The 19,854-nt window shown below is 59.2% G+C and carries 26 protein-coding genes and 1 tRNA gene; 20 read left to right on the plus strand and 7 right to left on the minus strand.

Going from position 1 to position 19,854, the window contains the following annotated elements; genetic code table 11:
- Positions 1–285, plus strand: a 285-nt coding sequence (locus tag F8N49_RS13140) for a hypothetical protein (protein ID WP_372241026.1), incomplete at its 5' end; no start/stop codon positions are given.
- Positions 286–426: 141 nt separating this feature from the next.
- Complete coding sequence (locus F8N49_RS13145) at positions 427–714, plus strand: hypothetical protein (RefSeq protein ID WP_071172599.1); 288 nt, start codon at positions 427–429, stop codon at positions 712–714.
- Between the two features lie 3 nt (positions 715–717).
- Here the strand turns inward: F8N49_RS13145 and F8N49_RS13150 are convergent, their stop codons facing one another.
- On the minus strand, positions 718–948 hold the full coding sequence (locus tag F8N49_RS13150; protein ID WP_016774924.1) for a hypothetical protein: 231 nt from the start codon (positions 946–948) through the stop codon (positions 718–720).
- 72 nt (positions 949–1,020) lie between these two features.
- Positions 1,021–1,377 (minus strand): hypothetical protein, encoded by a 357-nt coding sequence (locus F8N49_RS13155; protein WP_016774925.1) that lies wholly within the window; start codon positions 1,375–1,377, stop codon positions 1,021–1,023.
- 211 nt (positions 1,378–1,588) lie between these two features.
- Here F8N49_RS13155 and F8N49_RS13160 point away from each other — a divergent pair, with 211 nt between their 5' ends.
- The 4 genes from F8N49_RS13160 (at position 1,589) to ada (ending at position 3,911) form a co-directional block, all read left to right on the plus strand.
- Positions 1,589–1,891: a DUF1883 domain-containing protein gene (locus F8N49_RS13160; protein WP_007912251.1), complete on the plus strand. Its 303-nt coding sequence runs from the start codon at positions 1,589–1,591 to the stop codon at positions 1,889–1,891.
- A 28-nt stretch (positions 1,892–1,919) separates the two neighbouring features.
- Positions 1,920–2,090, plus strand: coding sequence for a hypothetical protein (locus tag F8N49_RS27910; RefSeq protein ID WP_016774926.1), 171 nt, complete (start codon positions 1,920–1,922; stop codon positions 2,088–2,090).
- A gap of 7 nt (positions 2,091–2,097) precedes the next feature.
- On the plus strand, positions 2,098–2,769 hold the full coding sequence (gene alkB / locus F8N49_RS13165) for a DNA oxidative demethylase AlkB (protein ID WP_151551680.1): 672 nt from the start codon (positions 2,098–2,100) through the stop codon (positions 2,767–2,769).
- Positions 2,770–2,849: 80 nt separating this feature from the next.
- Positions 2,850–3,911, plus strand: coding sequence for a bifunctional DNA-binding transcriptional regulator/O6-methylguanine-DNA methyltransferase Ada (gene ada, locus F8N49_RS13170; RefSeq protein WP_151551683.1), 1,062 nt, complete (start codon positions 2,850–2,852; stop codon positions 3,909–3,911).
- Here the strand turns inward: ada and F8N49_RS13175 are convergent.
- A complete protein-coding gene (locus tag F8N49_RS13175) occupies positions 3,901–4,884 on the minus strand; it encodes an MDR family oxidoreductase (protein ID WP_151551685.1) in 984 nt (327 codons plus the stop codon). The two genes, ada and F8N49_RS13175, sit on opposite strands and share 11 nt — an antisense overlap.
- Before the next feature lie 186 nt (positions 4,885–5,070).
- On the opposite strand from F8N49_RS13175, the gene F8N49_RS13180 reads away from it, so the two are divergent.
- The 7 genes from F8N49_RS13180 to F8N49_RS13210 all read left to right on the plus strand — a co-directional run bounded on the left by F8N49_RS13180 (position 5,071) and on the right by F8N49_RS13210 (position 12,852).
- Positions 5,071–7,524 carry an autotransporter gene (locus F8N49_RS13180; RefSeq protein ID WP_151551687.1) on the plus strand — a complete coding sequence of 818 codons (2,454 nt, stop codon included), beginning with the start codon at positions 5,071–5,073 and terminating at the stop codon, positions 7,522–7,524.
- A 104-nt stretch (positions 7,525–7,628) separates the two neighbouring features.
- Positions 7,629–8,693 carry a nitronate monooxygenase family protein gene (locus F8N49_RS13185; RefSeq protein ID WP_151551690.1) on the plus strand — a complete coding sequence of 355 codons (1,065 nt, stop codon included), beginning with the start codon at positions 7,629–7,631 and terminating at the stop codon, positions 8,691–8,693.
- A gap of 133 nt (positions 8,694–8,826) precedes the next feature.
- The gene (gene modA, locus F8N49_RS13190) at positions 8,827–9,594 is read left to right on the plus strand and encodes a molybdate ABC transporter substrate-binding protein (protein WP_151551693.1); all 768 of its coding nucleotides are present in this window, start codon (positions 8,827–8,829) and stop codon (positions 9,592–9,594) included.
- Complete coding sequence (gene modB, locus F8N49_RS13195) at positions 9,595–10,275, plus strand: molybdate ABC transporter permease subunit (RefSeq protein WP_151551697.1); 681 nt, start codon at positions 9,595–9,597, stop codon at positions 10,273–10,275. It begins immediately after the preceding gene.
- 3 nt (positions 10,276–10,278) lie between these two features.
- Positions 10,279–11,358 carry a molybdenum ABC transporter ATP-binding protein gene (modC, locus tag F8N49_RS13200; RefSeq protein WP_151551700.1) on the plus strand — a complete coding sequence of 360 codons (1,080 nt, stop codon included), beginning with the start codon at positions 10,279–10,281 and terminating at the stop codon, positions 11,356–11,358.
- Positions 11,359–11,429: 71 nt separating this feature from the next.
- The gene (locus F8N49_RS13205; RefSeq protein WP_151551703.1) at positions 11,430–12,467 is read left to right on the plus strand and encodes a DNA topoisomerase IB; all 1,038 of its coding nucleotides are present in this window, start codon (positions 11,430–11,432) and stop codon (positions 12,465–12,467) included.
- Positions 12,468–12,621: 154 nt separating this feature from the next.
- Positions 12,622–12,852: a hypothetical protein gene (locus F8N49_RS13210; protein ID WP_016774936.1), complete on the plus strand. Its 231-nt coding sequence runs from the start codon at positions 12,622–12,624 to the stop codon at positions 12,850–12,852.
- A gap of 67 nt (positions 12,853–12,919) precedes the next feature.
- Here the strand turns inward: F8N49_RS13210 and F8N49_RS13215 are convergent, their stop codons facing one another.
- Positions 12,920–13,087, minus strand: a complete 168-nt coding sequence (locus F8N49_RS13215; protein WP_110645428.1) for a general stress protein — start codon at positions 13,085–13,087, stop codon at positions 12,920–12,922.
- A gap of 327 nt (positions 13,088–13,414) precedes the next feature.
- On the opposite strand from F8N49_RS13215, the gene F8N49_RS13220 reads away from it, so the two are divergent.
- From F8N49_RS13220 to F8N49_RS13240, 5 genes are all read left to right on the plus strand, one after another.
- On the plus strand, positions 13,415–13,591 hold the full coding sequence (locus F8N49_RS13220; RefSeq protein ID WP_016774938.1) for a general stress protein: 177 nt from the start codon (positions 13,415–13,417) through the stop codon (positions 13,589–13,591).
- Between the two features lie 470 nt (positions 13,592–14,061).
- Positions 14,062–14,412 carry a general stress protein gene (locus F8N49_RS13225; protein ID WP_073476694.1) on the plus strand — a complete coding sequence of 117 codons (351 nt, stop codon included), beginning with the start codon at positions 14,062–14,064 and terminating at the stop codon, positions 14,410–14,412.
- Between the two features lie 97 nt (positions 14,413–14,509).
- Complete coding sequence (locus F8N49_RS13230; protein ID WP_073476696.1) at positions 14,510–15,061, plus strand: ATP-dependent Clp protease proteolytic subunit; 552 nt, start codon at positions 14,510–14,512, stop codon at positions 15,059–15,061.
- A gap of 204 nt (positions 15,062–15,265) precedes the next feature.
- The gene (locus tag F8N49_RS13235; RefSeq protein WP_073476698.1) at positions 15,266–15,523 is read left to right on the plus strand and encodes a DUF6555 family protein; all 258 of its coding nucleotides are present in this window, start codon (positions 15,266–15,268) and stop codon (positions 15,521–15,523) included.
- The gene (locus F8N49_RS13240; protein WP_122602898.1) at positions 15,520–15,771 is read left to right on the plus strand and encodes a hypothetical protein; all 252 of its coding nucleotides are present in this window, start codon (positions 15,520–15,522) and stop codon (positions 15,769–15,771) included. The genes F8N49_RS13235 and F8N49_RS13240 overlap by 4 nt, the downstream gene beginning before the upstream one ends.
- A 12-nt stretch (positions 15,772–15,783) precedes the next feature.
- Here F8N49_RS13240 and F8N49_RS13245 read toward each other — a convergent pair whose 3' ends face one another.
- Complete coding sequence (locus F8N49_RS13245; protein WP_151551706.1) at positions 15,784–16,197, minus strand: cupin domain-containing protein; 414 nt, start codon at positions 16,195–16,197, stop codon at positions 15,784–15,786.
- A 215-nt stretch (positions 16,198–16,412) separates the two neighbouring features.
- Here F8N49_RS13245 and F8N49_RS13250 point away from each other — a divergent pair, with 215 nt between their 5' ends.
- Positions 16,413–16,793, plus strand: coding sequence for a RidA family protein (locus F8N49_RS13250; protein ID WP_073476703.1), 381 nt, complete (start codon positions 16,413–16,415; stop codon positions 16,791–16,793).
- 166 nt (positions 16,794–16,959) lie between these two features.
- Here F8N49_RS13250 and F8N49_RS13255 read toward each other — a convergent pair whose 3' ends face one another.
- Positions 16,960–17,436, minus strand: a complete 477-nt coding sequence (locus F8N49_RS13255) for a hypothetical protein (protein ID WP_073476705.1) — start codon at positions 17,434–17,436, stop codon at positions 16,960–16,962.
- 224 nt (positions 17,437–17,660) lie between these two features.
- On the opposite strand from F8N49_RS13255, the gene F8N49_RS13260 reads away from it, so the two are divergent.
- Positions 17,661–19,649 (plus strand): U32 family peptidase, encoded by a 1,989-nt coding sequence (locus F8N49_RS13260; RefSeq protein ID WP_151551708.1) that lies wholly within the window; start codon positions 17,661–17,663, stop codon positions 19,647–19,649.
- 114 nt (positions 19,650–19,763) lie between these two features.
- On the opposite strand, the gene F8N49_RS13265 is transcribed toward F8N49_RS13260, so the two are convergent.
- Positions 19,764–19,838 (minus strand) — tRNA-Gln (locus F8N49_RS13265).
- Positions 19,839–19,854 lie beyond the last annotated feature (16 nt).

The raw sequence follows: 19,854 nt of genomic DNA on the forward strand, positions 1-19,854 counted from the left end.
AAGATCCGGGCAAACAGGATCACCATACGCTTATCAGCCCCCAATGCGAGCATTTGCCGCTATCATGGCGCCTTTGAACCAGCGAACGAGAATGACCAGATGGCTGCGGTAAAAATCATCAACGGGTATGTGATCGACAAGAAAGACGGCAAGTGGACGCTGACCACCACCAACGGCGAACACATCGCCGGACCTTTCGACAGCGAGCAGATGGCGACGGATGTAGCCTCGGTGTTCACCGATACACCTGCTTCTTCCAAGCGCCGTGGTAAAGATCAAGACTGATCCTGTCCGCACTTGCGCCAAGCCCTGCCAGCATGCAGGGCTTTTTTGTGCCTTGTTGGCAAACAAGTGGCCAATCGCTATAACCTTTTCATCGCGGCGCTGTCAGAGCATCCAGTCCCCCCACTTGAAGACCACGCAACCATGAACCTGAACAAACTGCAGCCGCTTCTCGCGGTATTGGTATTGAGCGGCTGTGCCACTTCGCAGCCCACCTATCTGAACAATGGCGAACAGGGCCTGAGCATCGATTGTTCCGGCGAAGCCAACTCCTGGGCCATGTGCTACGAAAAGGCCGATGCCTCCTGCGCTGGCACCGGTTATCGCATCGTCGGCACCGATGGCACGCCGGCGCCCAAGGAAGATGACAAAACCCTGGGCGTTGACGTTGGCAATTACAAGACCCGCAACGTCGTGGTCGTCTGCAAGTAAGCCTTACATGTGGATTTCGGCAAACTTGATCCCGAGGCCACGGACGACCTCGATCAGATCATCAAGCCGATTGAAGGACTCGACTTCATCATTGTCATCCACCAAAAAGTAGCTGCGCCCTGCACTCTTCTTGAAAAACACGATCCATTCACCGGGATTCGCCGGGTTCTGGATGACATGAGTGGCAGAGATAAGGCCCTCTGCGTGGCGCTCCCGCACATGCTCTCGCTTCATCACGACTCCATAAATGACAATGCCGCCACAGCAGGACTGTGACGGCATCGGGTGCTGATGTTCGCTAGTCTATCAGCCGGAAATACAGGCGTTCGCGGCTTTCTGCACATCGCGAGGGCGAACCGGCACGTTGGACATGCGCTCATGCAGCTTGATGCTGCTGCCGCCGGCGCGATCTTCGATATCAAACACGGCTGCCGGGCCTGAAGAAAGTTTACCCGGGACGATCACTCTTACACCGTCCTTCTGCGGCTGCACCTGCAACGCGCCGCGACTGTCAGCGAGCTTGTCGGTCAGGCATTGCGCATACTCCTGGGGCTTTTTGCCGGAGATCACGCTCATGGTTGGCAGTGTTTCATTGATTTCGGAAACATTTGCACAACCGGCCATCGCCAGAATCAACGGCACACACACCACACCCCACTTCATATCAATCCTCCGTCAAAGACCGTCCGACAGCACAAATGCCGCTTTTCTCCGGGGCCTTGTGCATTTAACCCGCCTGCCATGGCGAAGTTCTGTTCAAAATTTGTCAAAGCAACGCCCGACGGCCAGATAATAACCCGTGCGGGCTGATAAACTGCGCCCATCGACAAGCTATCGTTTTGATTTAGTAGAAAAAGCCCTTCTGGAGGCGCCCATGAAATTCATTCACCAGCGCGAGCACCTCAACGAAGACGACATCGTCGTCATTCAATGCTCGCAGATGTGCAACATCCGTTTGATGAACGACGCCAACTTCCGCAGCTTCAAAAACGGCGGCCGTCACACCTACCACGGCGGCGCGTTCGACACGTTTCCGGCACGCATCACCGCACCGAGCACCGGCTTCTGGAACATCACCATCGACACCGTCAACCGCCGCGCAATCAGCGTCACGCGCAAGCCGACGCTGACCCACTCGATCAAGATCATCCGTCGCTCCAGCACCAAACTGAGCTGAGACGCACAGCCTATTCTGAAAGGGAAACATGACCGTGGCGCAAAAAACCAAATACGTGATCAAGTACAAACTGGACGGTGAACAGCGTTTCGAATTCGCTGAACTGGAAACCGGCACTGACGAGGAAGCGAAAGCGGCGCTGAAGAAAATGCACGCTGACGAAGAACTCAGTGACATCAAGGTCAGCAAAGCGCTGTAACCGAATCATGCAACCGACCACGTTTGACCTGTTCGCCGACAACGAACCCGTACAGCAGCCCCGCGCCGAGCAGATCGGCGAACAATCGTGGGTGCTGCGCGGATTCGCCTTGCCGCAGGTCGAGCAACTGCTGACCGAGCTCGAAGCCATTCTTGCCGCCGCCCCGCTACGCCACATGGTTACGCCCGGCGGTTTCAGCATGTCGGTCGGCACCAGCAGTTGCGGGCAGCTGGGCTGGATCACTGATCGCAGCGGTTACCGCTATTCCAGCGTCGATCCACTCAGCGGCTTGCCGTGGCCATCAATGCCGGCGGTGTTTGCCGATTTGGCCCACGAGGCGGCGGAACGCGCAGGCTTCCCGGGTTTTCAGGCCGACTCCTGCCTGATCAACCAATACGTCCCCGGCGCCAAGATGTCGCTGCATCAGGACAAGGACGAAAAGGGTTATGCCGCGCCCATCGTTTCGTTGTCGCTGGGGTTGCCGGCGATGTTTCTGTTTGGCGGCTTCGAACGCAGCGATAAAACCCGGCGCATCCCGCTGCTGCATGGCGACATGGTGGTCTGGGGCGGCGTGGACCGTCTGCGCTATCACGGCGTGCTGCCAATCAAACCCGGCCATCACCCGCTCTTGGGCGAGCGGCGCATCAACATCACCTTCCGCGTCGCGGGCGTTCAATAAAAGTTTGACCGCAAGGCGCGGAGTGTCGCGGGTTACGATGCTGGTTAACCTGACTCAAACAGGTCAACGGATTCCCTCTCATGGACACGCTTTCGAAGACGATCAGAACTGAAGACGATCCACGCTGGGCCGCCGTGGTTGCGCGCGATCCGCGTGCGGACGGGCAGTTTGTCTACGCAGTAAAAACCACCGGCGTTTATTGCCGACCGAGCAGCCTTGCGCGTTTGCCGAAACCGCAGAACGTCGAATTTTTCGACACTGCCGAACTGGCCGAAGCTGCCGGATATCGGCCGAGCAAACGCGCCAGCAAGGACCAGAATGACGCGCAGCACGCGGCGATCATCGCAGCGGCCTGCCGGCAAATCGAAGCGTGCGAGACGTTGCCCGCGCTCGACAGCCTCGCCGCCGGCGCAGGCCTTAGCCCTTTCCATTTTCATCGAGTATTCAAAGCCGCGACCGGCCTGACGCCCAAGGCTTACGCCACGGCGCATCGCTCACGCAAACTGCGTGCGCGCCTGGCGGACGGCGGCTCGGTGACCGACGCGCTGTATGACGCCGGATTCAATTCCAACAGCCGTTTCTACGAATCAGCCGATCAACTGCTGGGCATGAAGCCCACCGATTACCGCGCCGCCGGGCAGAACAACGACATTCGCTTTGCCGTTGGCCAATGCTCGCTGGGGGCGATTCTGGTGGCGCAAAGCGACCGTGGGATCTGCGCGATTCTGCTCGGCGACGATCCGCATCAGCTGGTCTGCAACCTGCAGGATCAGTTTCGCAAGGCCAACCTGATCGGCGCCGACCGCGAATTTGAACAGGTGGTCGCCAGCGTCGTCGGCTTTGTCGAAGCGCCCGCGACGGGCCTGAACTTGCCGCTGGATATACGCGGCACCGCGTTTCAGGAGCGGGTCTGGCAGGCGCTGCGGGAGATTCCCGCAGGCAGCACCGCCAGTTATGCCGAAATCGCGCAACGCATTGGCGCGCCGACTTCGATGCGTGCGGTGGCCCAGGCTTGCGGGGCCAACCGCTTGGCGGTGGCGATTCCCTGCCACCGCGTGGTGCGCAGCGATGGCAACCTTTCCGGCTACCGCTGGGGCGTCGAGCGCAAACGCCAACTGCTTGAGCGCGAACTCAACGATTGACGTCGACCACCACCCTGCCCCGCAGTTGCCCGGCAAGCAGTTTGGGCGCAGCCTCAAGGGCTTCGCTCAGGCTGATTTCCTGACTGATCAGCTGCAATAAAGAGAAATCCAGATCCCTGGCCAGTCGTTCCCAGGCCTCGATACGGCGTGCTTTGGGCTGGGTCACGCTGTTGATTCCAGCCAGCGTCACGCCGCGCAGAATGAACGGCGCTACCGAGGCCGGGAAATCCATGCCTTGCGCCAACCCGCATGCCGCAACCACGCCTTCCGAACGCGTGCTGGCGCAAGCGTTGGCCAATGTATGGCTGCCGACCGAATCGACCACCGCCGCCCAACGCTCCTTCGCCAATGGCGTGCCCGGTTCGGACAAGGTGGCGCGATCGATGATTTCGGCAGCGCCCAATTGCTCCAGATATTCATGCTCGGACACGCGGCCGGTGGATGCCACCACGCGGTATCCCAACTTGCTGAGCAAGGCGATGGCAAAGCTGCCGACCCCGCCGTTGGCGCCAGTGACCAGCACTTCGCCGTGATCCGGCGTTACGCCATGGCGCTCCAGCGCCAGAATGCACAGCATCGCCGTGTAGCCGGCGGTGCCGATGGCCATGGCTTGCGCCGGGGTGAAAGCTTCGGGCAGTGGAATCAGCCAGTCACCGTTGAGCCGAGCCTTTTGCGCCAGCCCGCCCCAGTGGTTTTCACCGACGCCCCAACCGTTGAGCAGCACCCGATCGCCCGCCTTGAAATCCGCATGCGAACTGTACTCGACAGTCCCCGCCAGATCGATCCCCGGCACCATGGGAAACTTGCGTACCACCGGGCTGCTGCCGGTAATCGCCAGGCCGTCTTTGAAATTCAGCGTGCTGTACGCGACGTTCACGCTGACGTTGCCTTCGGGCAGTTGCTGTTCATCGATTTGCCGCAGATTGGCGCGATAACCGCTGTCGTCTTTGTCGATCAGGATGGCGTTGAACATGACGGCCTCTCGAAAATGATTTGAAACAAGCATGCCTTGAAATAGCACATCGCAACACATTGCCACACTCGACTTTGCGCTAACGGCTCGATCTGCCGGGTAAATCCACGGCGGGCGGCTATGCTTTTTCGACGGTTGTGTTTTCCCGGTTTTGCCTTGCGAACCGGTGTGTCGATGGAGCTGACGATGCCTTTCCTGAGCGCTTTACCCTCGCTGCTGATGTTATGTCTGCTGACACTTGGCAATGCCTGGGCAGCCGCACCAGCGGCAAAGCCGAACGCGGCGCCAAGCGAGCCGACATGGCCGCAGGTGATCAGCAGCGGCAAGAGCAAGCTGACGGTGTATCAGCCGCAGCTCGACAGTTGGGACGGCTATACGCTCAATGCCCGCGCGGCGGTCGAAGCCACGGCTGCCGATGGCAAGTCCACCTACGGCATCGTCCAGTTCAGCGCTAATACCCTCGTCGACAAGGCCACCCGCTGGGTCGCGCTCGATCAGTACAAAATCATCAAGGCCGATTTCCCCGCCGATGCCAAACAGGCCGACACGTGGCTCGCCATCCTGAAAAAAGATGCCGAGAGCCGCAAGAAAACCATTTCACTGGATCAGCTGGAAGCAGCGGTTGGGGTGCTCAACGCTGAACAGAAAGCCGACAGCGCGCCCTTGGAAAACACGCCGCCGACCATTATCAGCTCGGACAGCCCGGCAATTCTCGTATACATCGACGGCGAGCCGGCCTATCGGCCGGTTGAAGGGACGGAGCTGCAACGGGTGATCAACACGCGCCCACTGCTGCTCAAGGATGCCCAAGGCAAACATTACCTGCACGTATTCGACGGCTGGATGGTTGCCGATCAATTGGCCGCCGATTACACGCGCCTCGCCGCACCGCCGGCCAGTCTGGAAAAAGCCAAACAGGCGGCGATCAAGAGTCGCCAGGTGGACCTGCTCACCGGGCAAAGCGATCCGAAGGACAAGATTCCCAGCCTGGCCAAGCCGCCACAGCCGAAAATCTTCATCGCCACCACGCCAACGGAACTGTTGGTGACCGACGGCGCCGCGCAATGGCAACCGATTCAGGGCACCAGCCTGTTGTACGTGAGCAACACCACCGGGCACATTTTCAAGGAAATCGGCGACCAGAACAGTTACGTGCTGATCTCCGGGCGCTGGTTCCGCGCCAGCGACATGAGCGGGCCATGGACCTTTGTCCCGGCAGACAAACTGCCGGCCGACTTTGCCAATATTCCTGACGACAGCGCCAAAGAGAACGTCAAGGCCTCGGTAGCCGGCACGCCACAGGCACAGGAGGCGGCCATTGCGGCCACGATCCCGCAGACGTCGGCGATCAACAAGAGCGCGGTGAAGATGACGACACCGCAATTTGACGGCGAGCCGCAGCTCAAAGCGATCAGCAATACGCCGCTGCAATACGTGGTCAACAGCGCCACTCCGATTATTCGAGTCGACAACGACAGTTGGTGGGCGGTGGAGAACGGCATCTGGTTCAGCGCCACCTCACTGAACGGGCCGTGGAGTGTGGCCACTTCAGTGCCAGCGGTGATTTATTCGATTCCGCCCAGCTCGCCGATGCACTACCTCACGTACGTGAAGGTTTACGAATCCAGCGGCGATACCGTGGTGGTCGGCTACACGCCGGGCTATCAAGGCTCGACGCTGGACCCGGCGACTGGCGTTGTGGTGTACGGCACCGGTTATCCGTATACGCCGTGGGTCGGTAGCGTCTGGTACGGGCCGCCGGTGACCTATGGTTTCGGCGTCGCGATTCGTTACACGCCGTGGACTGGCTGGACCTTCGGCTTCGGATTCGGCTGGAGCTGGGGCGGCAACACCGTCGCCATGGGCTGGGGCTGGGGCGCCTATCCGTGGTGGGGAAATTACGGCTGGGGCTACGCGTGGGGTCCGCGTCTGTACCCGGCGCCGCTGGCCTGGGGTGGCGCAGCCTACGGTTATCGCGGCGGCGCGGTGGCCTGGGGTCCGGGTGGCTGGGCCGGAACCACCGGCAATCTTTATCATCAGTGGGGTGATCGTGCGACAGTCAGCCGTTATGGCGCCGGTTACAACGCCTGGACCGGCAATCGCTGGGCCGGTCAGGTTGGCGCCTCGTACAACTCGCGTACCGGCATTGCCGCCGCCGGGCAACGTGGCGCGGTGCACAACGCCTACACCGGCAACTACGCTGCCGGGCGCAGCGGCGTGGCAGTCGGCCCGAACGGCGGCGCCATCGCCGGAGAACGGGTTAGCGCTGGCAACGTTCGCAGCGGCACTCACGTCAGCGCCAATCGCGGCGCCGTTTACAACCCCAATACCGGCAACACCACGCAATACGGCGGTATCCATGGCCGCGACGGCGGCGCTGCGCGGGTCGGCGATAACGTTTATGCCGGGCGCGACGGCAACGTCTACAAGAAAACCGACAACGGCTGGCAGTCCGTGGCCGGCAGCGGTGCCAACCGGACCAGACCCGCGAACAACAATGCGCAGCTGCAGAACCTCAACCGCGAATCCGCCGCACGCAGTCTCGGCAATCAGCGCACGCACAACTTCAACCATTCTTCACAAATGATGAACCGTTCGTTTGGCGGTGGCGGTGGCGGTGGCGGTTTGCACCGACGCTGAAAAACTGCACGTGATGTTCAGAATTTCAGACTGGCCCCGCAGCCGGTTTTACTGCTAAAACCGCCTGCCGTCCCTGCCCGTTTCATCGTTCGGAGATTCGTTATATGAGCCAGTGGCCAGACACCCGCATCCTTGATCTTCTCGGGATCGAACTGCCAATCATCCAGGGCCCGATGGCCGGGGCGACCAACTCTTCGATGGTGATTGCCGTGTGCAATGCCGGCGGCCTCGGTTCAATGCCGGCAGCGATGCTGAGCAGCGAGCAACTGCGCGATGAGTTGAAGACGATTCGCCAGCACACCACCAAGCCGTTCAACGTCAATTTCTTCTGCCACCAGCCACCGGCGCCTGATGAACAGCGGGCCCGTGACTGGAAAAACCTGCTCGAACCTTACTACCGTGAATTGGGTGCCGATTTCGACGCGCCGACCCCGGTTTCCAACCGTGCTCCGTTCGATGAGGCCGCGTGTGCCGTGCTCGAAGAATTCCGCCCCGAAATGGTGAGTTTTCATTTCGGGCTGCCGGAGAAAAATCTGCTTGATCGGGTCAAGTCAACCGGGGCGAAAATCCTTTCGTCTGCGACTACGGTCGAAGAAGCGATCTGGCTGGAGCAACACGGCTGCGACGCGATCATCGCCATGGGCTATGAGGCTGGTGGCCATCGCGGGATGTTTCTCAGCGAGGATCTGAGCACCCAGGTCGGCACCTTCGCCCTGGTACCGCAGGTGGTCGACGCGGTGAAAGTGCCGGTGATCGCGGCGGGCGCGATCAGCGATGCGCGAGGCGTTGCCGCAGCTTTCATGCTCGGCGCCTCGGCGGTGCAAGTCGGCACGGCGTACCTGTTCACGCCGGAAGCAAAAGTCAGCGCCTCACACCACAAGGCCCTGCGCACCGCCAAGGAAAGCCAGACCGCCATCACCAACATTTTTACCGGACGCCCGGCACGGGGCATTGTCAATCGGGCGATGCGTGAACTCGGCCCGATGTCAGCGCAGGCGCCGGCCTTCCCGTTGGCTGGCGGTGCGCTGATGCCGCTGCGGGCCAAGGATGACGCCGACTTTGCCAACCTCTGGGCCGGACAGGCGCTTACGCTCGGCAAGGATATCGGCAGCGCTGAACTGACCCGGCAACTCGCCGAAGGCGCCTTGGCGAAACTCAACCGTCATTGAATTTACGCGGCGAGCGGATTTATTCCCTCGCCACTTGGCGGCGTATCGCTATATATTTCCGTATACAGCGATTGCGCCCGTGTATCGGCGTTATCCAAAGCAAAGCATTTACCGCCGATCACGGAGCCTTTACATGACACTTGCTGCCACACGCCTCGCCCCTGCCTGCTTCGCTTCACTCCTCGCAATGTTCAGCATGGGCGCCGCGCAGGCTGACGAAGTGCAAGTGGCGGTCGCCGCCAATTTCACCGCGCCAATCCAGGCCATCGCTGCCGACTTCGAAAAAGACACCGGCCACAAACTGGTCGCCGCCTATGGTGCAACCGGCCAGTTCTACACCCAGATCAAAAACGGCGCGCCCTTCGAAGTGTTTCTCGCTGCTGACGACGCGACCCCGGCAAAGCTTGAGCAGGAAGGCGAAACCGTCAAAGGTTCGCGCTTCACCTACGCCATTGGCACCCTGGCGCTGTGGTCGGCAAAAGAAGGTTATGTCGATGCACAGGGTGACGTGCTGAAAACCAACCAATACCAGCACTTGTCCATCGCCAACCCGAAAGCCGCGCCATACGGTCTCGCCGCCACCCAGGTGCTGGAAAAACTCCAGTTGAGCGAAGCCACGAAAAGCAAAATCGTTGAAGGCCAGAACATCACGCAGGCCTACCAGTTCGTCTCCACCGGCAACGCCGAACTGGGCTTCGTGGCCCTGTCGCAAATCTACAAGGACGGCAAAGTCAGCAGTGGCTCGGCATGGATTGTCCCGGCCGCTCTGCATGATCCGATCAAACAGGACGCGGTGATCTTGAACAAAGGCAAGGACAGCGCTGCTGCCAAGGCTCTGGTCGATTACCTCAAAGGGCCGAAAGCCGCTGCGGTGATCAAATCCTTCGGATATGAACTGTAAATGTCACTGACCAGTGCCGACTTCGCCGCGATCTGGCTGACCCTGAAACTGGCGTCGCTGACCACAGTGATCCTGCTGCTGATCGGCACGCCGATCGCGTTATGGCTGTCGCGCACCTCGTCGTGGTTGCGCGGGCCGATTGGCGCCATCGTTGCCCTGCCGCTGGTGCTGCCGCCGACGGTGATCGGCTTTTATCTGTTGCTGGCGCTGGGGCCGCACGGTTTTCTCGGTCAGTTCACTCAATGGCTGGGGCTGGGCACGTTGACGTTCAGTTTCACCGGGCTGGTCATCGGCTCGGTGATCTACTCCATGCCGTTCGTGGTGCAGCCGCTGCAAAACGCTTTCTCGGCGATTGGCACCCGCCCGCTCGAAGTCGCGGCGACCTTGCGCGCCAATCCCTGGGACACGTTCTTCAGCGTGATCCTGCCGCTGGCGCGCCCCGGCTTCATCACCGCAGCGATTCTCGGCTTCGCCCACACCGTGGGTGAATTCGGCGTGGTGCTGATGATCGGCGGCAACATCCCCGACAAGACCCGCGTGGTCTCGGTGCAGATTTACGACCACGTCGAAGCGCTGGAATATGCGCAGGCGCACTGGCTGTCCGCGGCGATGCTGGTGTTTTCGTTTCTGGTGTTGCTGGCGCTGTACTCCAGCCGCAAGACCCGCGCAGGCTGGAGCTGATCGATGATTGATGTACGCCTGAAACGCACTTATCCGGGGTTCGAACTGGATATCGATCTGCAAGTGCCGGGCCGCGGCGTCACCGCGCTGTTTGGTGATTCCGGCTCGGGCAAAACCACCTGTCTGCGCTGCATCGCCGGGCTGGAGCGCGCCGAGCACGGTTTTGTGCAGATCAACGATGAGGTCTGGCAGGACAGTGCCAAGGGCATCTTCGTCCCGCCGCATAAACGTGCGCTTGGCTATGTGTTTCAGGAAGCCAGCCTGTTCGCGCATCTGTCGGTGCTGGCCAATCTGGAGTTTGGTCTCAAACGCATCGCCAAGTCGCAACGCCGGGTCGATATGAACCAGGCCACAGAACTGCTCGGCATCAGCCATTTGCTCGAGCGTCATCCACAGCATCTGTCCGGCGGCGAACGGCAGCGCGTCGGCATCGCCCGCGCCCTGCTGACCAGCCCGAAACTGTTGCTGATGGACGAACCGCTGGCGGCTCTCGACAGCCGGCGCAAAAGCGAAATCTTGCCGTACCTGCAACGCCTGCACGACGAACTGGATATTCCGCTGCTGTACGTCAGCCATGCGCAGGATGAAGTCGCGCGTCTGGCCGATCATTTGGTATTGCTCCGTGATGGCAAAGCCCTCGCCAGCGGCCCGATCGGCGAGACCCTCGCACGCCTGGATCTGCCCTTGGCGCTGGGCGATGACGCCGGGGTGATCATCGAAGGCCAGGTCAGCGCCTACGACGCCACCTATCAATTGCTCAGCCTGCAACTGCCGGCCACTGAAATGAACATTCGCGTCACCCATGCGCCGATGGCCGTGGGCCAGGCTCTGCGCTGCAAAGTGCACGCGCGCGACATCAGCCTGGCGCTGAACAATGATGCAGCCAGCAGCATTCTCAATCGTCTGCCCGTTACGGTTGTCAGCGAACAGGCCGCTGACAACAGTGCCCATGTGCTGATCCGCCTCGATGCCGGCGGCACGCCGCTGCTGGCGCGGATCACCCGCTTCTCGCGTGATCAACTGAGCGTGCATCCGGGCCAGCGGCTGTGGGCGCAGATCAAGGCGGTGGCGGTGCTCGCGTAAATCATTCGGCACGACGGCCAGCGCCTGCGGTCAATCAGTTACAGACTGCCGTATGACCGAAGGAAACCGCCATGCCCGATACCGTGCTGACAGATGCCCTGCCCGCCGATCTGCATTACGTCGATGACACTCAGCCTGGTATCACCCGGAAAAAGCTGCGCGGCAAGTTCGTCTATTTCGAACCGTCGGGCCAGCGCATCACCGACCCGGAGGAAATCAAACGCATCAACGCCCTCGCGGTACCACCGGCCTACACCGATGTATGGATCTGCGCCGACCCGTGCGGCCATTTGCAGGCCACCGGCCGCGATGCGCGCGGGCGTAAACAGTACCGTTATCACGCACGCTGGCGCGAAGTGCGCGACGCCGACAAATACTCGCGCCTGCGCGACTTCGGCATGGCCCTGCCCAAACTGCGGCGCAAGCTCGAGGCGCTGCTCGATGAGCCGGGCTTCAGCCGCGACAAGGTCATGGCCACGGTGATTACCTTGCTCGACGCCACGCTGATCCGCGTCGGTAATACGCAATATGCGCGGGACAATCGCTCTTATGGCCTGACCACGTTGCGCAGTCGGCATGTCGAGGTCAACGGCAGCGCGATCCTGTTCCAGTTCCGTGGCAAGAGCGGCATCGAGCACCAGATCACTGTCAAGGACCGTCGCCTGGCGCGAATCATCAAGCGCTGCCTGGAGATCCCCGGGCAGAACCTGTTTCAGTATCTTGATGAAAATGGCGAACGGCACACCGTCACCTCCTCCGACGTCAATGCCTATCTGCAAAAGCTCACCGGCGCGGCGTTCACCGCCAAGGACTATCGCACCTGGGCGGGCAGCGCCCTGGCGTTGTCGGTGCTGCGCGAGTTGCAGCATGAGTCGGAAACCGAAGCCAAGCGCCATGTGGTCGAAGCGGTGAAGAACGTCGCCAAACAGCTGGGCAACACGCCGGCGGTGTGCCGCAAGTGCTACATCCACCCCGCAGTGGTCGAACATTTCATGCTCGGCGCCCTCGCCGAACTGCCCCGACCGCGCGTGCGCAAAGGCCTGCGCGCTGAGGAAGTAGCCTTGGCGATGTTTCTCGAGCGGATGTGTGAGGTAAGCGAGGCGTCTTGATCTCCAGCGTAACGCACCCCTACACGGGTTTCGCCGACGAGTTGAACTGGGTATTTTTTGCACGATCACACAGGTCTTCTATAGTTGATCTGAAGGTTCGCGCCACGCGGACTTTTTGTTGCAACTCAGCCGTTTCAGCGAACGGAGGTGTTTCATGTCCGAAAAAGAGTCCATCACCACCCTCCTCACCCTGCTCGACGCCCGCCAGGCGCGCCTCGCAGCCGCCTGCAAAGAGATTGCCGACTGGGTTGATCATCAGGGCGGGCATCCGACGGCTTTGCGAATTCGCGACCGGCTGCACGACATCGAAAAAGATGCGCCGCTGATTCGCGATACGCTCTCGACGCTCAAACCGATCGACCGGCCGTTGCCACGGTTCAGATAGGCCTCCGCGTAGCAGTCCTCTCTGCATCGGCGCAGAGAGGACGCCGATTGGTACTTTTCCGACCGACTCAGTCGCCCTTGCCGGTACGGCCGCCTCCATGGCTGTGCTGCCCGCCGACGCGTGCCTTCTCGGCCCGATCAACTTTCACGTTGACTGGACTCTCGCCTTTCTTGCCGGCTTCCTTGATTTTCTGTGGGTCTTCAGCGAACGGTTGATCCTTGTGATGATTGGTCATCTCAATGTCCTCAGACTAGTTAATACATACACTTAACAGACTCTAGTTTCAGCCAATCACAGTTCAACTTCGCACCGACAAATGGTCAGAATTCCGAAGCGAAGCGGTAATAAACTCCAACCTCTTTTGCACATCAACCAGCAACTCGAAAAGTTATACGAAGCGGCGCAGAAAACAGCAGACTGTATAAGTTTCATCACAAACTTACCGTTCATCGGCCTGAGGAAAAATTTTCAAAACATTTTTTGCCGGCTCGTAATCGGAGTAGATGTCCGGTGCGACAACGGACATAACTAGCGAAACGTTAATTGATATCGGAGAGCTATCATGACCACAGGAAATAAAAATCCAGGTAACTTCGCAAACGATCGTGAAAAGGCTTCTGAAGCCGGCAAGAAAGGCGGTCAGTCGTCGGGCGGCAACTTTGCCAATGATCGTGAAAAAGCATCCGAGGCTGGCCGCAAAGGCGGGCAGAACAGCCACGGCGGCGGTCGCAAGTCCTGAGCAAGCGGTACAAGGGCAGCCTCGCTGCCCTTTGAAATCAGCTGATGGAGCGTAATCATGAGAACGGTACCGGCTTTTGCACGAGGCGAAGTGCAACGAAACAAGGGAGCGGAAGTGTATCCCGAAGCAGCGCGCAGTTCGCACGTGACCAGGTCGGACAGTCCGTCGGTGTCACCCTGTGTCGAACGACAGCAAATCAGTCCAAGGCACCGGGAAAGTGTTCAGCAGGAATGTTATGAACGCCGGGAACTTGCAGTAAATTCTGAAAACTCCCGGACACCGGATACAACGCCGACTTATGAGCGCTCGTCTTAGCACAAAGGTCTAACTTGTAGCCACAAGACAAGCCAGACCAACTAAAGCAAACGACATCAGTAAACTTTATGAGCATTTCGCGAACAACGACGGCACGTAGTTTGTGCATCCTTGATTCGCCGAGTGCCTATATAGAGAAAATGAGGAAGTTTGAAATGGCACAAGATAAACAACAAGGCAGCATGTCGGTTAACGAAGCAGGCAAGAAAGGTGGTGATGCCACTTCGGCTTCGCACGATAAAGAGTTCTATCAGGAAATCGGCAGTAAAGGCGGCCAGAACAGTGGCGGCAACTTCAAGAATGACCCTGAGCGCGCCTCCGAAGCCGGGAGCAAAGGTGGCCAGAACAGCGGTGGCAATTTTGCCAACGATCGGGACAGAGCGTCCGAAGCGGGCAGCAAGGGCGGCCAGAGCAGCGGCGGCAACTTTGCCAGCGATCGGGAAAAAGCCTCTGAAGCTGGTCAGAAAGGTGGTCAAAACAGCCATGGTGGCGGGCGCAACAGTTGATGCGTCGGGTGCAGGGGAGCGCGGCTCCCCTGCCCACTTTCATTCAAGCGAAATTACAGCTATTGCTTAGGAGTCCTGACCAGCCGAGGGAATCGCCATGCCTGTTCATGTCATCAACTTCACCGGCCCGATCAATGCCTCGACGTGCGGCCAATTGATCGATAAAGCCTCGCTCGCCGTAAAGGAAGATGCACCGCGACTGATCGTCAACATCGCCACTATGGGCGGCGAATGCAGTTACGGTTTCACCATGTACAACTTCCTGTTGGCCCTGCCTATTCCGGTACACACCCACAATTTGGGAACGGTCGAATCGATGGGCAACATTGTCTTTCTGGCCGGCCAGCGCCGCACCGCCTGTACCCACAGCAAGTTTCTGTTTCACCCATTTCATTGGCACCTGCAAGGTTCGGTCGATCATTCGCGCATGTCGGAATACGCCATGAGCCTGGATTACGACTTGCACCTCTACGCCCAGATTGTCGCCGAGCGTACGAGCAACGGAAAAAATGCGCTGGAGACAGAGAAATATCTGACAGCAGCGCCGCGCATCATCAATCCTGAAGAAGCCATGCATTCAGGCCTTATTACGGCGATTGAAGACACCGAGGTTCACGCGGACTTTGTCTGCTCGTGCATCTACTCCTGAATCGTCCCACTTGATAACGCGTCGTAGCAGGCGCGTTCCTTAACAGCCGGCAATTCAGCCAAAAATTCCAGACGAAGTTGTACAGATTCACTCTGCCGTACAGACTTACAAATCGCCCAATCAGCCGGTCATCACGCCCGTTTCAATTTCTCTGAATTATTCATTTCGCCAGATATCCCTCTTCTTAACAGCCGGAGGAAATGTATGAGCGGAGAGGATTTGTACGTGATTGATTACCTGCTTCACGGGAAGCCCAGGTCATTCATCATTCGCACAAAAACCATGAACAATGCCGAAGCGTGGCAATGGGCAAGTTGTGACGCGGGTATCGCGCCCATCCCCCGCCCCGGCCGACCTCCGTTGAAACGTTTCTCCAAACCGATGGCGGAACGCTTTGGCGTGACCGAGGTGCAATGGCGAGAATCAGTACCTTTGGTCTGGGAGGAGGATCACGTGAAATGACAGAACGCACATTGAAATTCGGTTTCGGCCGCTCGTGGGATGACGAGATGGCGGAGAATGCCGCGATGTTCCGCGAGGCCGATCTGCTCGAAGAAGCGGCTTACAGGATCATCGAGAACGACACGGACAATCCTGAAGCCTGGGCCCGTTTCAGCGAAGCCAAGGCTATGGCCGACGCCAAACGAACGGCGGCCTATCAGGACTGGATGCGCATCAAGCGCGCGATGAGCAAGCCGCGCTCGAAATAGCGGACTGGCGCCTCATGGCTTGAGGATCAGCAGCGGTTCGCCTTTCGGGACGACGTAAGTGGCCAGTTCGACGCCTTTCTCGTTGCCAACGTTTTTGGCCACATGCGCGATGCCCGCCGGAATGAACAACGAATCGCCGGCCTTGAGTATCACCGGCGCCCGCCCTTCGAGCTGATACTCGAACGTGCCGCTGATGACATAGGCGACTTCCACGCCGGGATGAGCATGCCGAGGCGAGGTGACGCCAGCGTCGAAATCGATACGCGCCTGAATCACCTCGCGATTGTCAGCGCCGAGATCCTGACGAACCAGATCGGTGCGGCTCAGACCTTTCTGCCAGTTCGTTGCCGGCGCATCCGCCGCATGGGCGAAGCCGGTCAGGGAGGCGAAGATAACGGCAGAAGCCAGAAACATTTGACGGTACATGGTGATGCCCTCTTGAACGTAGTGTTGGTGTGAGGGCTACTTTGGGCTCGGCATGTAGGGCGGATGTGTCTCGAAGGCGCAGTTTGGTGTTGCCGTGTGTATGCGCTGAGGGTTGATACATGCTTATACAAACGTGTTGCGGTACCCGACCGGGCCATGGCGGAAAACAATCTGTAAACTGCCGCAATCTTCATTCACTCAAACAAGAGATGCCCATGGCCAATCAAGACATCATCTTCACGCCGGATCCCGACACCGATTCGATTTCTTCCGACGTTGCCACCTTCGGCGGCATCATGGTTTCCACGCAGATTCCAACCCGCGCCGATGGCAGCCTGGAACTCGGCGGCATCACCGAGCAGAGCGAGTGCACGCTGCAAGCACTGAAAGTCGCGCTGGAACGTGCCGGCAGTTCGATGGACCGGGTGCTGCACCTGACCATTTACCTGACCGACATGAGCGATCGCGGGGCTTTCAATGAAGTGTACAAACGCTATTTCGCCAAACCTTGGCCGGTGCGGGCGGCGGTAGGCGTGGCCTCGCTGGCAGTTGAAGGGATGCGTGTGGAAGTGACGGCGATGGCGGCCAAGGGCTGATTTGCGGAAATACAGCGTAGGCTGCCGCCACGATTCCGGGTGCGGCATACGCTGTGAAAAATACTTAAGGGCGCGCGCCAAACACAGCAGCCACCAGGATGAGGCCGTTTGGCAAGCGCTGGCTTGCCCGTTGAGCGAATTGGCGTCAACGGTCTACCCACGAAACTTAAAGCGGACCGCTAGCTACAACAAACAGTTTACCTTCTGATACCCGGTACGTTTGCCCGCGGTGCTCGATTTCAAAATTGAATGTTGCCGTAATCGAATCGATACCTTCCTCGTGTTTGCGCGCAAACTCTATTGTTCCTGTTTTCGCATATAAAATTTCATGCGACATAGTCATCAATCCCGCCACAGGGCTTCCGAACCCGCCAACTTCATGCGTACCGTCCGCAAGGGAGCGATCTATCACAAATGAAATGATCTCACCCACCTCGTCCGTAAAATATTGACCAATAACGCTGAACGTCTCCTTTGCGCCGAAATAAAGATGCCGAGTAGCGGAGAATATTGGCTTGCCTATGCCCGGATGATCGGGTGAAACGACCGCTTTGTAATACACTTCGGCCTTCTTCCGAGGACGCGATTTAAACGACGCGAAATCCGAGATACCAATCGTCGCGAAGGCGTTATTACCTTTCATGATATTAATCTCCAATGTCTTGCGTGATATAGGCCAGAGCGACTCTACCGCTCCCACCTGATGTTCACGCTTTGGACGCGGGCGGACAACTGACAGACTTTACAGTTATGCATTGCCTCGTAATGTGCTAGGTCCTTCGTACCTGATATCGGCACGCTGGTGCCGCCTGGGTGTTTCACAGGTACAATGCGCCCCTTGCCCGTGACCGCCTGACTAAAAAAACTATGTCCTTGCCCAAGCATCACCTGGAATTGCTCAGCCCTGCCCGCGATGTCGCCATTGCCCGCGAGGCCATCCTGCATGGCGCTGACGCCGTGTACATCGGCGGCCCGAGCTTCGGCGCACGCCACAACGCCTGCAACGAAGTCAGCGAAATCGCCGAACTGGTCGAGTTCGCCCGCCGTTACCACGCGCGTATTTTCACCACCATCAATACCATCCTGCACGACAACGAACTGGAGCCGGCGCGCAAGCTGATCCATCAGTTGTATGACGCCGGTGTCGATGCGCTGATCGTCCAGGATCTGGGCGTGATGGAGCTGGACATTCCGCCGATCGAGCTGCACGCCTCGACCCAGACCGACATCCGCACCCTCGAGCGAGCGAAGTTCCTCGATCAGGCCGGTTTCTCTCAGTTGGTACTGGCCCGTGAGCTGAACCTGAAAGAAATCCGCGCCATTGCCGATGAAACCGATGCCGCCATCGAGTTCTTCATCCACGGCGCGCTGTGCGTGGCCTTCTCCGGCCAGTGCAACATCTCTCATGCGCAAACCGGCCGCAGCGCCAACCGTGGCGACTGCTCCCAGGCCTGCCGCTTGCCGTACACCTTGAAAGACGAAAAGGGTGGCGTGATCGCCTACGAAAAACACCTGCTGTCGATGAAAGACAACAACCAGAGCGCCAACATCCGCGCGCTGGTCGAAGCAGGCGTGCGTTCGTTCAAGATCGAAGGTCGCTACAAGGACATGGGCTATGTGAAGAACATCACTGCCTATTACCGCCAGCGTCTGGACGACGTGCTCGAAGACCGCCCTGACCTGGCCCGAGCCTCCAGCGGCCGCACCGTGCATTTCTTCCTGCCCGACACGGAAAAGACCTTCCACCGTGGCAGCACCGATTACTTCGTCACCGATCGCAAGATCGACATCGGCGCCTTCGATTCGCCAACCTTCACCGGCCTGCCGGTCGGTACAGTGGAAAAAGTCGGCAAGCGTGACATGCAGGTCGTCACCCATGAGCCGCTGTCCAACGGTGACGGTCTGAACGTACTGGTCAAACGCGAAGTGGTCGGTTTCCGCGCCAACATCGCCGAGGCCAAAGGCGAGTTCGAAGAAGACGGCGAGAAGCGCTATCGCTACCGCGTCGAGCCGAACGAAATGCCCGAGGGCCTGTTCAAGCTGCGTCCGAGCCACCCGCTGAATCGCAACCTTGATCACAACTGGCAGCAGGCGTTGCAGAAGACCTCTTCGGAACGTCGCGTGGCCCTGAGCTGGTTCGCTCGTCTGCGCGAAGAACAGCTGGAAGTGACCGCGACCAGCGAAGAAGGCATCAGCGCCAGCGTCACCCTCAACGGGCCATTTGGTGTCGCCAACAAGCCTGAGCAAGCGCTGGAGCAATTGCGCGACCTGCTCGGCCAGCTCGGCACCACGCAGTATCACGCCACCGACATCAAGCTGGATGCGCCGCAAGCGTTTTTCATTCCCAACTCGCAGCTCAAGTCCCTGCGCCGCGAAGTCATCGAAGCGCTGACTGCGGCACGTGTCGCCGCGCATCCGCGTGGCAGCCGCAAGGCCGAAACCACGCCGCCGCCGGTGTACCCGGATTCGCACCTGACCTTCCTCGCCAACGTCTACAACCAGAAGGCGCGCGACTTCTACCACCGTCACGGCGTCAAGCTGATCGATGCGGCGTACGAAGCTCACGAAGAGCCGGGCGAAGTGCCGGTGATGATCACCAAGCACTGCCTGCGGTTCTCCTTCAACCTGTGCCCGAAACAGGCCAAAGGCGTCACCGGTGTGCGTACCAAGGTCGCGCCGATGCAGTTGATCCACGGTGATGAAGTGCTGACGCTGAAGTTCGATTGCAAGCCGTGCGAGATGCACATCATCGGCAAAATGAAAGGCCACATCCTCAACCTGCCGCAGCCGGGCAGCGTGGTCGGCCACATCAGCCCTGAAGACCTGATGAAAACCATCCCGCGCGCACCGCACTGAGTGACCGGCGTGCGCGGTGCTTCGGCAACGCGCACGCCTGCTTGGCTCCAAATGCGGTAAATCGCAGGCATAAAAAAACGCCAACTTCTTGCGAAGTTGGCGTTTTTTCGTAGATGGCAGGGGCGGCTGGATTCGAACCAACGCATGGCAGGATCAAAACCTGCTGCCTTACCGCTTGGCGACGCCCCTGTAGCTCTGGTCAGCG

Origin of the sequence: Pseudomonas sp. GXM4, from assembly GCF_008923895.1 — a bacterium.
Taxonomy (GTDB): domain Bacteria; phylum Pseudomonadota; class Gammaproteobacteria; order Pseudomonadales; family Pseudomonadaceae; genus Aquipseudomonas; species Aquipseudomonas atacamensis.

Excerpts from the sequence above, each read along its gene's own strand:
- F8N49_RS13185 (WP_151551690.1), top strand. The coding sequence starts at position 7,629 with ATGAGCCAGTGGCCAGACACCCGCATCCTTGATCTTCTCGGGATCGAA.
- modB (WP_151551697.1), top strand. The coding sequence starts at position 9,595 with ATGTCACTGACCAGTGCCGACTTCGCCGCGATCTGGCTGACCCTGAAA.
- F8N49_RS13210 (WP_016774936.1), top strand. The coding sequence starts at position 12,622 with ATGTCCGAAAAAGAGTCCATCACCACCCTCCTCACCCTGCTCGACGCC.
- modA (WP_151551693.1), top strand. The coding sequence starts at position 8,827 with ATGACACTTGCTGCCACACGCCTCGCCCCTGCCTGCTTCGCTTCACTC.
- F8N49_RS13250 (WP_073476703.1), top strand. The coding sequence starts at position 16,413 with ATGGCCAATCAAGACATCATCTTCACGCCGGATCCCGACACCGATTCG.
- F8N49_RS13215 (WP_110645428.1), bottom strand. The coding sequence starts at position 13,087 with ATGACCAATCATCACAAGGATCAACCGTTCGCTGAAGACCCACAGAAA.
- F8N49_RS13150 (WP_016774924.1), bottom strand. The coding sequence starts at position 948 with ATGAAGCGAGAGCATGTGCGGGAGCGCCACGCAGAGGGCCTTATCTCT.
- F8N49_RS13240 (WP_122602898.1), top strand. The coding sequence starts at position 15,520 with ATGACAGAACGCACATTGAAATTCGGTTTCGGCCGCTCGTGGGATGAC.
- F8N49_RS13220 (WP_016774938.1), top strand. The coding sequence starts at position 13,415 with ATGACCACAGGAAATAAAAATCCAGGTAACTTCGCAAACGATCGTGAA.
- alkB (WP_151551680.1), top strand. The coding sequence starts at position 2,098 with ATGCAACCGACCACGTTTGACCTGTTCGCCGACAACGAACCCGTACAG.
- F8N49_RS13175 (WP_151551685.1), bottom strand. The coding sequence starts at position 4,884 with ATGTTCAACGCCATCCTGATCGACAAAGACGACAGCGGTTATCGCGCC.
- modC (WP_151551700.1), top strand. The coding sequence starts at position 10,279 with ATGATTGATGTACGCCTGAAACGCACTTATCCGGGGTTCGAACTGGAT.
- F8N49_RS27910 (WP_016774926.1), top strand. The coding sequence starts at position 1,920 with ATGACCGTGGCGCAAAAAACCAAATACGTGATCAAGTACAAACTGGAC.
- F8N49_RS13235 (WP_073476698.1), top strand. The coding sequence starts at position 15,266 with ATGAGCGGAGAGGATTTGTACGTGATTGATTACCTGCTTCACGGGAAG.
- F8N49_RS13145 (WP_071172599.1), top strand. The coding sequence starts at position 427 with ATGAACCTGAACAAACTGCAGCCGCTTCTCGCGGTATTGGTATTGAGC.
- F8N49_RS13180 (WP_151551687.1), top strand. The coding sequence starts at position 5,071 with ATGCCTTTCCTGAGCGCTTTACCCTCGCTGCTGATGTTATGTCTGCTG.
- F8N49_RS13230 (WP_073476696.1), top strand. The coding sequence starts at position 14,510 with ATGCCTGTTCATGTCATCAACTTCACCGGCCCGATCAATGCCTCGACG.
- F8N49_RS13245 (WP_151551706.1), bottom strand. The coding sequence starts at position 16,197 with ATGTACCGTCAAATGTTTCTGGCTTCTGCCGTTATCTTCGCCTCCCTG.
- F8N49_RS13205 (WP_151551703.1), top strand. The coding sequence starts at position 11,430 with ATGCCCGATACCGTGCTGACAGATGCCCTGCCCGCCGATCTGCATTAC.
- F8N49_RS13260 (WP_151551708.1), top strand. The coding sequence starts at position 17,661 with ATGTCCTTGCCCAAGCATCACCTGGAATTGCTCAGCCCTGCCCGCGAT.
- ada (WP_151551683.1), top strand. The coding sequence starts at position 2,850 with ATGGACACGCTTTCGAAGACGATCAGAACTGAAGACGATCCACGCTGG.
- F8N49_RS13160 (WP_007912251.1), top strand. The coding sequence starts at position 1,589 with ATGAAATTCATTCACCAGCGCGAGCACCTCAACGAAGACGACATCGTC.
- F8N49_RS13225 (WP_073476694.1), top strand. The coding sequence starts at position 14,062 with ATGGCACAAGATAAACAACAAGGCAGCATGTCGGTTAACGAAGCAGGC.
- F8N49_RS13255 (WP_073476705.1), bottom strand. The coding sequence starts at position 17,436 with ATGAAAGGTAATAACGCCTTCGCGACGATTGGTATCTCGGATTTCGCG.
- F8N49_RS13155 (WP_016774925.1), bottom strand. The coding sequence starts at position 1,377 with ATGAAGTGGGGTGTGGTGTGTGTGCCGTTGATTCTGGCGATGGCCGGT.